The sequence below is a fragment of the Lysinibacillus sp. NPDC094177 genome, assembly GCF_050279145.1.
Classification (GTDB): Bacteria; Bacillota; Bacilli; order Bacillales_A; family Planococcaceae; genus Lysinibacillus.
In genome coordinates this window covers 21,264-34,923 of sequence record NZ_JBNNTW010000024.1, presented here as the reverse complement: position 1 = coordinate 34,923, position 13,660 = coordinate 21,264, and the positions used below count along the sequence as shown (strand labels likewise).

The following is a 13,660-nucleotide window of genomic DNA, read 5'->3' as shown; positions in this document are numbered from 1 at the left end:
AATTAACAAAAATCTTAAACTAAACTGCACCGTTAGCACAATAAAAAAAGAGCTGCCTATGCAACTCAATGATCTTCAAGTAAAGCACCCGTTAGTTTAATAAGAACAGAGACGCTTCTTCAACAATCGCGCCCGATTGCGGAAGAACGGTTTATAATCTAGATTTCATTCACATTTATTTAATTCCAACATTGTTAGGTTAAGATTATTTATGATGCTTTTCACCACGCTATACCCAAATGAAGGTTTATTTAAAATAATAGTAGCTACTATTATTTCCTAGCTAAAACTAACAAGTTAAACCCAAATTTAAAATTTTCACTGTTCTTCAGGAGTAATGATTTTTATAGTATCCCTCTTTTCTCCATCTAGCACACGCTCATCTAAAATAATAAATGCATCAATACCAGTTTCTTCTATTTGATATGAAAGCCTTGTTTGTAAGTCGTTGAATGACTTGTTATTTAAAGTGGATACACTATCATTTAAAAAAGCTATAATTCCTTTTTGCTCATTGAAAAATTTTTTTAAACTTCTCCTTGATTCATATACATTGTTAAAGAACGTAAATGGCTCCAGAATACAAATGTCTGTCGTTAAAACAGCTTTATACTTTTCCAAATCTTTAACATAATTACCATCTAAATCATCAACATTGCGTATAATAACCCTATTTCCAACAAATGTATCTGGGATTGATACTGGATTATCCGTTAATATAGATGTCGTATATTTATCTGGTATGGATTCTACTAATGCCCTATAAAATAGACCCTCTAACTTTGGACGCCCCTTTAAAATAAGGATATTTTTCTTATCATGAATTAATTGTTTCAGTTGAATAAATATTTTTAAATCTAATTCATTTAGGACTTCATATTCTGCTAAACTAAATTCTTGTCCTGTCTTGAAAATAGTAATATCACCATCAATATCAGATTTTGCATAATTAGCTACAAACTTTGGATGATGATATACATCATAAAATGAGCTTGTTTGATTTGCTCGCTCACTAATATAATTTTTAATATTCTCTAATTGATAATATTGTTCATTTTTTATACACAATGAACTAGAACGAGATCGTATGATAACCTTTTCTTTAAAAATAGTTAGATCAAGAATATCTAATGTTATGATAAATCCAATTAAATCTAGACCCTGTGCATAAGTCATAAAGCGCTCTGCTAAGGCATCTCTCTCTTGCAGTGTAAAAAATTTATGATTCTTCTCTTCAAAAACTTTTTTGATTATATATAAATTAATTGGTCTGTGTTTTGCATTAAAATAATCCTCATATATAGCTCGCTCTTTTTTATACTGTTCAATAATACATAAACCATCTAATCTAGCTGAGGGGATTGATTCGTACAAATGTATGTATTCAAGTAACTTATCATTTTTATATTCTTCAATATAATGATGATGTTGTTGAATCATCTCTATTACCTGAGATTTCGATATCTTCTTATGTGATTTATAGTCCTTACCCTTTAACATGGAATTTACAACAGTATAATCAAAAAATTCCATTGATATTTTATTAAATATTGCTTCATAGTCTTCTTCTTTACTAATTTGCATATAATTATTAAAGTTTTCTTTTAACAGTTCTATTGATTTTCTTTTAATGTCTATTTTTGAATTCCATTTGTCTAGTTCTTCAAATTGAAACTCTATTTTTGATACAAATGTGTAAAAGTCCTCCTGACTTTTAAAAAGATTAAGTATTTTCAAAATCTGTTTAGGATTTTTGAGATAATACTTTGCCAATTGTTCTAAACAAGTTTTACAAAGTTTTTTTTCATTCGCTTTATCATATTTTTTATTCAACATACATGAATTGTTACATTTCGTTTTAATGTTTTTCTTTGCATCGGAAAATAATTGTTTGCCTTCATTAGTAGAAGGCTTATTTTTAATGTATTTAAGTAATAAATGTAATATATACAAACGCTTTAATTCCACATTTGGTTCTTTCATATCATTCTCCGGTTCAGCTTGACTAAACGGAAGTTCTATCTTTACATTCGTTGTAAAAATAAGATCCTTATCATCCTTGGAGTTTAAATAAAAGTTATACATTGTTTTATATATATCCTCTTCATAAGGTGATATTGAATCCTTAAATTTTACTTCTAACGAGGCACGTTCGCCTGATGATTTAAAAACTCGCACGTCGGCTCCACATTCAATGCCAACAAAATCTTCAGAGTCAGTGCAATTTAATAGTTGATATATCGCAATAAGAATTTGCTTGTAATAACCAGCGATTGAAGCAGAAACATCAGTATCTCTCATTATAAGAACTCCTTATCTATAATATCTATAAAAAACAAATTACATCTCCCCTCCATTTCTATAATTATTTAATTAGGATAGAAAAAATCCTCATTTACTCATGATACGGTTCACCACTATTAATCTTAAACTAATTTACCATCTAATAAAATGGCTAAATCGGTAGCACTTTCTCAACACTATCATTTGGCCCTTTAATGGAATAATAAAAATATTGCCTCTATCCAAAAATCATTTAGTCCCTCTTTCACTAACGCAATCGTTAGTTTAATATCAATGATATTTTTAACAGAGCCAAATTTTTAACTAAAAACAACAATCTTTCAGAAAATAGTATAAAGAAAATCTCTAGTCAAAAATAGGCTAGAGATTTTCTTTATCTGTCTTTCTTTTATCGGACTTGGCTTTGAGGTAAGAGCCACCTTTATATAGACAATATCCACTCGCCAAACCACCCAAAACGATTACAGTTCCTGCCATTTACCTTCGCGATCTGTAATATACATAATCGTCATATTCATGCAATTGTTTAAAAGATACATATTTCTCGTATCTCCAAACTGCTTTTTCAGGGTCATTATCGCCCCAAGCATAAAAGTATTCATTAAATGCAGATGAGAATTTAGACATAATTATCCTTTATTTAGGCAAATATTTATAAATCCAGACAAAACTTGTCTATATTTCAGCCAGTACAACTCTAGTTAGTCTTCATGAAGCGGGTCTTCCGTATTGTTTAGTGATAATAAAGTTGTTTATTCTACTTAAACTAAAGCAACTCGTTAGTTTAAGTGTACATTCCTTCACAAGAAAGTCAGTTTTTATGTTTATTTTTTAAATCATCTAGGAACAAACAATACCCAATACAATTTTCGTTTATTCATTTAAAATCACTTCCCCTTCAAGACAGTCTATTGACAATCTAGCTCCGTTAGTTCAATAAGAAAAGAGATTCGGTATATTAGTAGCGTCTAAACTTTGTAAAATTTATTAAAGAAATGAACATTAAAAATCAACTATACTAAAGTGGATTTTAAAAAACGCCTAAAAATCTTGGTACTAAAGGATTTCAAATGTTTCTTATTAAAATGTAATCACACTGAAAGAATTTATTTTACTCTACATTTCAATTCAACTTAAGTAGCATTACTATTTGAAAATGAAATAAGAAATACAGATAAAAGTCTTTTCAGTATAAATAAAGTAAATTATCAAATACTTTATCAATGCTCATTTAACAGCCAATAAATATCTTTCTGTCTTAAATTTAACAAACCATATAAATTTATCCCCCCAAAACAGTAAAATTATGCAATAATAATCTAGTACAACTTTCTTCTCAATTAACGGAGGGTCTATTTGCTTAATTTAAAGGAAATATTACACAGAGCAGACGAAATAACAATTCAAGAAATTTTAGGTACTCAAACTGTAAAAATACTTAGCCTAATGAGTAATGAGGGTATTTATATTGGTGAGATTAAGAAAATAATTCTAGATCTCCATTCAGAGGAAGAAATGCTCTTAGATTGTAATTTCAGAAATATAATTTTTGATTTACTTAAACTTGACGAGGCAAAAGCATTAGCAAAAATATTAGGAGTGTTTTCCCCTCAAGACAGCACCCAAACAATTTATAAAAAACTACAGAGCTTAAATTTCAGAAAAAACTCTGAAATTACAAATACACTGCTCTCAGTATTTAATGTTCAGAAAAACGTTATCGTTCTTCCTGACCAAGAGCCTACTCAAAAATTAATAAATGCACAATATGGCCTTTTCGAACATCAGCGTATTGCAGCAGCTAAAGTAAGAAACATTTTAAGTTCGGGTAGCGATAGAGTTTTGTTACATATGCCAACAGGATCGGGCAAAACTAGAACTTCCATGAATATTATTGCTGACTACTTAAGAGCAAATGAAAATGCAACAGTTATTTGGCTAGCAAATACAGAGGAGCTTTGTGAGCAAGCTGCACAGGAATTTGAAAAAGCCTGGTCTTCATTAGGTAATAGAGATGTTACTGTCTCTAGGTATTGGGGAAATTACGAACTCGATATTAATAATTTAGAAGAGGGCTTATTAATAACAGGTTTACAAAAGCTAATTAATAAGTCTAAGGGGGCTGTTGGCCGAAAGTTTATGGCTACTTTAGCTAATAAAGTTTCATTTTTAGTATTCGACGAAGCTCATCAATCTGTAGCACCTATTTATAATGATATGGTGAACATATTACTTAATGTTGGTCCACCAAAAAAACTAATAGGACTAAGTGCAACCCCAGGACGCAGCTTCGGTAATATTGAAGAAGATATGGTACTAGCAAACTTCTATCATCGCAAAAAAGTGAAATTAGAAGTGAAAGGTTATGATAACCCAATTGATTATTTAACCGACTCTGGTTATTTAGCAAAAGTGAATTTCATTTCACTTAACTACGAAAATAAAAACTTAGTAAATTTACTAACTTCTTCAGACGATCTAAATTATAGAAAAGAATATCCAAAAGAAATCTTAAATAAACTCGCAGAGGATGAGCGACGAAATTTATTGTTAGTTAATGAAGCAATTCGACTAACAAAACACCATAAAAGAATTATATTATTTGCCCCCTCTGTTGAATGTTCCAACGTAATTTCGTTTATTTTACAGTCTAAAGGTATTCACTCTCGCTCTTTAACAAGCAATACTGATAACACAACTAGAAAGAACATCATTAGCGATTTTAAGAATGAAGAAGCAATTCCAAAGGTACTTTGTAACTACGGTGTTCTAACGACTGGATTCGATGCACCTAAAACAAGTGCTGCAATTATTGGTCGACCAACAACATCATTAATTCTTTATAGTCAGATGGTCGGGAGAGCAATTCGTGGTATAAACGCCGGAGGTAACCTAGAAGCTGAAATCATAACTGTAATTGATGAAGATTTACCTGGATTTAGATCAGTTTCGGAAGCTTTTGTAAATTGGGAGGATGTATGGGAATGACAAATTCAATCACAGATAATCAATCATATGTACCTGCACACTTAGCTATTGAGGCTATGCGTGACAATGGTTATAAAAACACAGCATATGCGGTAGCCGAATTAATAGATAACTCTATTCAAGCAAATGCGAATTACGTACAAATCATTTGTAAAGAAAAAGAAGTTGCTGGTACTAATCGTACATTATTAAAGCTTCATCAATTAGCTGTGTTGGATAATGGTGAAGGTATGCCTTCAGATGTATTGCAGCTATGTTTACAATTCGGAAACGGCACCCGTTTAGAGCGTAATAAACGAACTGGTATCGGCCGTTTCGGAATGGGCCTACCAGCTTCATCTATTTCTCAATGTAAAAGAGTTGATGTATGGAGTTGGCAAGATGGTGTTGAAAATGCGCTACATACCTATCTAGATATTGATGAAGTAAAAAATAGACACATACATGAAATGCCTGCACCAACTAAAAAAGAAATTCCGGCAATTTGGTTAGAACAAGGTGTAACTTTTGAAAAGACTGGTACATTAGTAGTATGGTCTGAACTTGATCGTTTCATGTGGTCAAAAGGGCAAACTCTAATTACACATTCAGAATTGATCATTGGTAGAATGTATCGAAAATTTTTAAATGATAATAGTTTAAAAATTGATTTTACAACAATTAATGAAACCCGTCTATCTGATGGTCCAAACCATCATTTTGCCTTACCTAATGATCCTCTCTATCTAATGGCAAAAACAAGTTGTCCAGAGCCATACAACAACAAACCGATGTTTGAGCCAGCCTTCGGAATAGAAAATTATGAAAAAGAATTTAACGTTTCATATAACGGCGAAAATCATCCGATTTACGTAAGATTTTCTCATGCTACTGACGAAGCAAGAAATGGAATCAATACAGGAGCAAAACCATATGGGAAACACGCAAACTCCAATTTAGGTATCTCAATAATTCGAGCTGGTCGTGAACTTGATATGGATATTACATTGGTTAACAGCTATGACCCAGTTGAGCGTTGGTGGGGTATTGAGGTAGAATTCCCTCCTGCATTGGATGAACTAATGGGTGTATCTAATAACAAACAATCAGCACGTAATTTCTCTGACGTTTTAGCAATGATGGATAATTTAAAAAAGGAGCAAGAAAAAGGGGTAACACTTCTTGATATTATTGAGCAATATAAAGAAGAAGGTGACCCACGAACTCCATTAATTGAGATTTGTGATTTCATTAATAGACAATTAGTTCTTATCCGAAAAATCATTAAAAATCAAAATCAAGGCAGTCGATCAACTGTTACGTCTATAAAAAATGAAAAAGTTGAAAAACAAGCTACCGAAATCACGAACCAACGTAAAGAACTTGGCTTTATAGGCAGCAGTGATGCCGATGAAATAAAACCTCCTGAACAGCGTAAAGAAGAAATTACAGAAACACTTATTGCAAGTGGTGTTGATAATGAAAATGCTCAAATTGTTGCTGAACATTCTGTTACACATAATTCTAAATTTAATTTCATCGAAAATGCTTTTGAAGGAAATGCCTTCTTTACAGTTCGAACTAAGGGTGGAGCAATAAACGTTATTTTAAATAAAGACCATCCTGCATTTGAAAATTTATTAGAAGTATTAGATGAAGATTGTACTGATAACAATGCGTCAAAACTTAAAGAACGTTTAGAAAAAGCCTCTTTAGGAATCAAGCTACTATTGGCTGCTTGGGCTAGATACGAAGATGAGACTCCTGATGGTATTCGACGTGATCAAGTACAAGTTGTTCGTGAAGATTGGGGTAAATACGCAAAACAGTTCTTAAGATTTGAAAAATGATACAGCAAATCTTACATTCAAAAGAAATAATGCCTTTCCTAAGGAGTGAACTTGTAAAAGTTTCAAATCAACTTATTGTTGTTTCAGCTTTTGCAAAAATTGAAGCTTTAAAAGAATTAGATACACATTTAACAAGTAGTCTAGAGAAGATTCTACTTGTTCGTTTCAGAAAAGGAGATATTCTCTCTAATAGTACAGATATTGAACTCTATAATTATTGTTTTAGTAATGGATGGAAGATGTACTTCAATTTCGATTTACATTCAAAAATATATGTATTTGATAAACAAACATATTTTATCGGTAGTGCGAATGCTACACTATCTGGACTAGGCATAAAAGAACATTCAAATATTGAGAGTGGCGTTACTGGCACCTGTAATCAAACAGATTATACAAAAATACTCGAGGTTTTTGATAATGCGATACTAATGAATGCCTCTCTCATGCTGGAATTTAAAAATCAAATTACTGAAAAACACAGCGACATTATTTTTCAAGAATGGTTCTTACAAGAATTAAATCTTACTAAGAGCGATAGTATAAAAAATTTATGGATATGTGATTTTTTAATTAGTTCTAACACGTTCGATATCAAGAGTAATGATTTAAAATTGCTTGGTTTAACGCGTGAAGAATCCTATGATGCTAAAAATCTTAAAGAAAACTTCAGATCATTAAAGTGTTTTAAATGGCTCATTAACGTAATTGAAGACGAAATCTATTTCGGGGAATTATCTGCGATATTGCATGATGCATTAATTGACGACCCTACCCCATTTAGAATAAAAGTTAAGGATATATTGGCTACCCTACTAATTTGGATTCAAGAACTTGAAATTGATGAAATTATTATTGACCGTCCAAACTATTCACAAAGAATTAGAAAAAATAACAAAGTCTTCTAATGCTAGTTGCTTAGTATTAATTGGTTTCATTAGAAAGGAGTCGCTTTATTTATGTCTATAGATACTATTAATAAATCAAAAACTAAAAAGACCGGAAGTGGCTCTAATGCACTAAGTATTTTAAATGCAGGTATACTTGAGAATAACCATGACCGTAAGCCTGTACACGTAGCAATGTATAGCGGAGGAGCTTCCTCTGCATACGTTGCTTATCATATTGTTCAAAAGTATGGGAAGGAAAACTGTGTATTGTTCTTTACCGATACACTTTGGGAAGATATCGATAACTATCGTTTTATGGAGGAAGTTGCTGAATATATCGGAATGGAAATCACATATCGTACAGATGGTCGTACACCTGAAGAGGTATTTCATGATGTACGTTTTTTAGGAAATTCCCGTATGGCAAAATGTTCCGAGGAATTAAAAGTACGACAAACACTGATCTATTTAGAAGAGCTGCGTGACGAGCATAACTTAGAACCAATTCTTTATTTTGGCATTGGTCCACATGAATCTCACCGTGCAATAAACCTTCAAAATTTCTACGAGCATAATCCTATTGAACCGATTGCAACACGTTTTCCAATGATAGAAACATTTACAGAAGATCTTGATACGAAAAAAATCATTCGAGATGAGTGGAAAATTGCCTTACCGCGCATGTATGGCTTAGGCTTCTCGCACGCAAATTGTGCTGGTCGTTGCGTACGTGGCGGACTAGGTCATTATGCTCTACTTTATAAAGTTTGGCCCGATCAATATATGGAACAAGAAGCTATGGAAGAGCGTTTCCGTGAAAAGTTTGATAAGGACGTTTCAATTCTCAAAAGAAACAGTAAAGCTTTTACTTTACGTGAATACCGTGAAATGATGGAACGTGATGGCATTGAGAAGTACTTAAGTGAGAAGGATGATACTATTCCTTGCATTTGTTCTTACTCTTAAATATATCCCGGATTCAAAAGGAAAATCTAATTAATACTTTCTTTAATAATTGAAGGGATGGTCAGAAATTTTTTTCGCAAAGAAATCTTGTGACGTGGTGGCATTTGATACAACTACTGCAGGAGCGGTACTTCCTAAGATATAATTATTAAATAGTAAAGGGGTGTCTAAAAAGTTTTTCACTTTTGGACACCCCCTTTCTTAATTAAGATGTAAAAAAATCTCTAGGTCCCGAGGAAAATGAAAAAATTGTTATCTTCAAACTAAAAAACATATTTAAACCCATATATATTCTAAATTAGAAAACAAGATAAAAAACGTGAACTTTAAAATAACAGTCATTTTAAAAACTTTAAAGCTCTTGCTCTTGAAGTAATTTGAATAAAATATACTTCACTTCTTCCCCATTCATAGTACGCCCACCAGCACTTACAATCCTCTGCAATTGATTGTAAATGGTATTCCCTTTCACAGAAAGCTCCATTTCTTGGATTGTCGTAATGACTTGATTACCATCTACTAAGCGAATTACCTCAGTATTAGAAACAGTTAAATACTGATTAAGTGTTGTGAAATATGAGTTATACGTTACATCTGACCAATCTTCTAACCTAATTCCTACTACTTTTAAAATAACTTCATTTATATCTACTGTCTTTTCGAATAACGTAATAATTTCCTTAAGCTTCGGTGAATTTTGAATTGCTTTATTATGCTGCCCTCGAATTTGTACAATTTCATCTACATCGAATAAAGACAGTGTTTCCCTATAAATTTGCTCTTTAAATTGCTCACAGAAACTTTCTAAGTCATTTTTCATTAATTCTAAATTTATTAGTGATAACTGCATCTCAAAAAGCTTCTTACTCGCTTCTAATGGATCCGTTTCACTAGCACGAATAATTTCCTTAAATTTGATTATATTATCATCCTGCTTATTCGAAATTTGAGTAAAACGAGGCAAGCTTAACAACCACTTATTCAACTTTTTAAATAGTATATTTGGATGAATCATATTTTCATCCTCAAAGAAGATTGTATTCGTTGTTTTTAGTACCTGTTGTTCTTGATCAGCAAGTACATAAATTTCATACTCATAAAATTCTGCTTGCTGTTCTATGATTTCATAAAGCATTTCTGCCGTTATAGATGTAATACTAAAATCATTTGAATAAAAAGCCATTTGATTCCACTTGTCTTTAAGTAATGACACGACAAATAATGGAACAAGTGGATCACGAATACCAAATGGTTCGTCTAATGCTATAGAGAATAATTTATAAATAGAACTACGACTATTAGTATTTAAAAATTCTATTAATCGACTACGTAATTCTTTCAACTCTACGTTTGTTTGTTCATCTAAGTTGTCAAAGTTGAATTTTAAATTTTTAAATGTCGTTGCATAGATTAAATAATCAGGCCCATAACCTGAAACTTCAAGGTCCCCTACAAAAGTGGGGTCCATAATTTGATTTAACAATTCAATTGCAGATTTACGTTGAATTTTCATTACATTTCGTTTGTTGAAGCTTTCGTTACGTACTTCTGGTGTTAATGGATATCGTTTAAACATCCACTCATCTAGATAAATATCAAACTTATTAATGTTTGACATTACCACAACTTCATTATTCATATAAAACGTAATATAGTCTTGATTAAATTCCTTTAAAGGTTGCAATTGTTTTTGGATACGGTATGATACTGCATCAAGTCGAATTAATATTTCTTTCTTTAAGTTGGCATCTTCGTTTAAAATCTCAGGCATGAAAAGCATTTTATTTAACAGTACATACTGATTAACATGTTCTAATAGTTTGTCCATCTGTAAGTCTACAATTCCAAATAATATATCTCCTGAAATATAATGACTGACTAACTGTTTGACTTGCTCACGCTCCTGCTCATTTCTCGTAAAAATGTACAATAACGTTCCATCTGCTGAAGTATCAACCTTAATATCTTGAGTAGCAAAAGCAAATTGTGTTTCAATGTAACGAGTCATACTTTTCGCCGTATTATAACCTAACGGTAAATAATATTTTTCCCCGTAAATTTCTTGAATTGCTTCAACACGTAATTCATTGTTAATGATAACTTTAGTTTCAACATTTTGATATAGATCCTCAAATACTACTAAAGAACCTTCATACAACTCATAAGCATTTACAAAAAGATTAAAACGTAACAATTTAACACTTAAAAGTTCTTGCATGATGTTATCTGCTTCGATTTCATCAATGCCTAATGCAAACTGAATAAAGTCTTTTGATAATGTAAAACGATTATTAATAAGGTTTAATAACGTCCCTAACTTCACAAGACGCAAAGCATTTTCTGACAACTTATAATTAATCGCTAAACGATAGTATTTCATTGAATCAAGTGTGAAAATTAATGATTCATCTGGATAAAAATAATCAAATAGCTGATCTGCATAATACCAAGTGCCTTCGTAATCTTTCTTTTTAAACTGATTTAAAAACAAATATAATGTTCGGTCATTTTGGCCAAGTAAATTAGACATACTTGGTAAGATTTGAATTGCTAAAGGATGGATTGGCTGGCACCCCTCTAAAATAAACCCTATTATTTCCTCTGACGTCATATCTTGAAACATACTGTATTTTATAATGCTATACTTCAAATCCTCAAAGTCTTTAGCTAAAAACATATCAGATTGTGACGCCTTATTTAAAACCTTGTGCGCGGAACGATAAAATATTGCTGAGTCACTTTCTAAACGATGCTCAAAGAAACGCTTTTCAACACGTTCTAACTCATTTTTTGTTAACATCGTATTTTCGTTTGCATACTGCTGTAATCCAGTATGTGTAATCATCAATGCAAATGCATTCTTCTGTCTATTTACTAGCTCAGCAAAGTCTTGAATTTGTTGCATTGTTTCATAAATTTTCGCATTTGAAATCGTCTGTAAAAAGCGACCGAATTCATCGAAGACAATGAAAATCCCTATTTTATTTTTTGCCAACTCATCAAATAAAAATACAAGTTGCTCAATAAATTCAATTTTATTTGGATTATGATACGGCATTCCAAACGCAACTTCTGTATAAATATTTTTGAACATTAACATGGCTTGTTCATCATTCTCTTTAATTTGTTTAACAAACTCGTCTATTTCTATATCGTGTCTTTTTAATATTTGCTCTAAATTACGAATCACTTCTGGATGCATGGTTTCCCAAAGTTCTATTAATTCATTGATGTAAAATGCATCGTTCTTCAATGTAAAAGGGATTTCTAATTCCAGTAATTTTTTCTGGATGCTATTTAAAATTACCGTTTCAAAACTACCGCTTTTCCCTGTAATTGTCACTGGAATCCACTTGAATTTATTCTCAACAAGCGCACTACGCATACTTAAATCTAATTCAGGACTAACTTTATACACGCTTTCAAAAAACTGATTGTATACTTTTTTATTCGCTTTTGGTTGAACAACTAATGAAGTAACCATAGCCCCAACTAGAGATTTACCCGCACCATAAGGGCCAACAATTAAATGTGCATGTTGTTCAGTCTTACCTACGTTTGTTAAGATTGCATTCATAATATTTAATTGATTAATATTTGGTACGTAATTTTCAAAGAGCTGCGTCTTTCCTATGTCATAAGAAATATTAATACTTGGTTGGAAACTCATCATAATATGACCTCATTTTCGTAAATCGCTTTCACTTCTTCTAGCCACTCGAAAGTTTTTTCTATTCGAATTACATCTAAACGATTTGTTCGTGTAAACTTTATCGGATACTTCTCTTGAATTTCATCTATGTAAGTTAAAATTGTATCCCTATCTAAATTAAATACACATCCCCATAATTCTTCGTTATTTACTAGTTCGCTCAAACTAATCTCATTTACTTCATGCTTATCAAAGTATTTGAGTAAAGTAATATACAGGATCAACGTACTTGGCTTATAATTTAGTTGAGATTTCATGTAGTTTTGTCCAGTTGTCATTTGAATAAGCCCCAATGACTCAAAAGGACTTTTAATAACGTCTTCTGGCGTTTGATTATTATAATCTTTCACAGTGTATAACTGTATTAAGCAATCAATATCCTTTTTTAACGTTGATGGTGAAACTTGCTTTTGAAATGATTCAGCAACCCATTTTGATAATTGCTCTATAAGCATAGCTTTAGTAAATACACGTTCATTAAAAATATTGAAGAACCAATACCACGTAGTCGCCTCATTATATTCCGTAACTAATAAATAATGTAATAAGCTTAATGAAAATTGATTTTTAATATATGGATCATACATAGATATAACTTCAGCTAAATCAGTCGGAACTACCTCAATTTGTGTAGTTCGAACCTCTTTTGTTAATTTCGTCGCATTCAGCCAATAGCGAATTGATTTCGCCATGTTTTTACCTACACCAAGAACCTCAAAATGATCGTCCTCGTAGAAAAATCTTGGTTTATCTTTTATTTCTTTCAATCCTTTGTTTAACCATTGCTGACGCAAATAAAAAGTTTGATGTTGCCCAAAAGCCATCTGTGCCTGCCACCTTTATAAAATAGTAAAAATATACTTGTTTATATTTTACCTCAAAAACGGTAATATTAGGGGATTATTATCTAATGAATCTACTTTAATTATTATTATTAAATTTAATTATATGTATAGTTCCTAAATCGGTTT

At 31.5% G+C, this 13,660-nt stretch carries 8 protein-coding genes; 4 read left to right on the top strand and 4 right to left on the bottom strand.

What is annotated here, in order from left to right; translation table 11 throughout:
- Positions 1-318: 318 nt before the first annotated feature.
- The gene (locus tag ACQKNC_RS21880) at positions 319-2,301 is read right to left on the bottom strand and encodes a hypothetical protein (protein ID WP_427426828.1); all 1,983 of its coding nucleotides are present in this window, start codon (positions 2,299-2,301) and stop codon (positions 319-321) included.
- A gap of 1,359 nt (positions 2,302-3,660) precedes the next feature.
- Between ACQKNC_RS21880 and ACQKNC_RS21875 the strand changes: the two genes are divergently transcribed.
- From ACQKNC_RS21875 to ACQKNC_RS21860, 4 genes are read left to right on the top strand one after another with little or no spacing between them, the layout of a single operon-like run.
- Complete coding sequence (locus tag ACQKNC_RS21875; RefSeq protein WP_427426827.1) at positions 3,661-5,292, top strand: DEAD/DEAH box helicase; 1,632 nt, start codon at positions 3,661-3,663, stop codon at positions 5,290-5,292.
- On the top strand, positions 5,289-7,121 hold the full coding sequence (locus ACQKNC_RS21870) for an ATP-binding protein (protein ID WP_427426826.1): 1,833 nt from the start codon (positions 5,289-5,291) through the stop codon (positions 7,119-7,121). The genes ACQKNC_RS21875 and ACQKNC_RS21870 overlap by 4 nt, the downstream gene beginning before the upstream one ends.
- Positions 7,118-8,029: a hypothetical protein gene (locus ACQKNC_RS21865; protein WP_427426825.1), complete on the top strand. Its 912-nt coding sequence runs from the start codon at positions 7,118-7,120 to the stop codon at positions 8,027-8,029. The genes ACQKNC_RS21870 and ACQKNC_RS21865 overlap by 4 nt, the downstream gene beginning before the upstream one ends.
- A 51-nt stretch (positions 8,030-8,080) precedes the next feature.
- Positions 8,081-8,977 (top strand): phosphoadenosine phosphosulfate reductase family protein, encoded by an 897-nt coding sequence (locus tag ACQKNC_RS21860; protein ID WP_427426824.1) that lies wholly within the window; start codon positions 8,081-8,083, stop codon positions 8,975-8,977.
- A gap of 42 nt (positions 8,978-9,019) precedes the next feature.
- Here ACQKNC_RS21860 and ACQKNC_RS21855 read toward each other — a convergent pair whose 3' ends face one another.
- From ACQKNC_RS21855 to ACQKNC_RS21845, 3 genes are all read right to left on the bottom strand, one after another.
- Complete coding sequence (locus ACQKNC_RS21855) at positions 9,020-9,160, bottom strand: hypothetical protein (RefSeq protein ID WP_427426823.1); 141 nt, start codon at positions 9,158-9,160, stop codon at positions 9,020-9,022.
- Between the two features lie 169 nt (positions 9,161-9,329).
- On the bottom strand, positions 9,330-12,650 hold the full coding sequence (locus tag ACQKNC_RS21850) for a hypothetical protein (RefSeq protein WP_427426822.1): 3,321 nt from the start codon (positions 12,648-12,650) through the stop codon (positions 9,330-9,332).
- A complete protein-coding gene (locus tag ACQKNC_RS21845) occupies positions 12,647-13,513 on the bottom strand; it encodes a DUF4007 family protein (protein WP_427426821.1) in 867 nt (288 codons plus the stop codon). The genes ACQKNC_RS21850 and ACQKNC_RS21845 overlap by 4 nt, the downstream gene beginning before the upstream one ends.
- Positions 13,514-13,660 lie beyond the last annotated feature (147 nt).

Coding starts and splice junctions, on each gene's coding strand:
- ACQKNC_RS21880 (WP_427426828.1), bottom strand. CDS start 2,301: ATGAGAGATACTGATGTTTCTGCTTCAATCGCTGGTTATTACAAGCAA.
- ACQKNC_RS21870 (WP_427426826.1), top strand. CDS start 5,289: ATGACAAATTCAATCACAGATAATCAATCATATGTACCTGCACACTTA.
- ACQKNC_RS21865 (WP_427426825.1), top strand. CDS start 7,118: ATGATACAGCAAATCTTACATTCAAAAGAAATAATGCCTTTCCTAAGG.
- ACQKNC_RS21860 (WP_427426824.1), top strand. CDS start 8,081: ATGTCTATAGATACTATTAATAAATCAAAAACTAAAAAGACCGGAAGT.
- ACQKNC_RS21850 (WP_427426822.1), bottom strand. CDS start 12,650: ATGATGAGTTTCCAACCAAGTATTAATATTTCTTATGACATAGGAAAG.
- ACQKNC_RS21845 (WP_427426821.1), bottom strand. CDS start 13,513: ATGGCTTTTGGGCAACATCAAACTTTTTATTTGCGTCAGCAATGGTTA.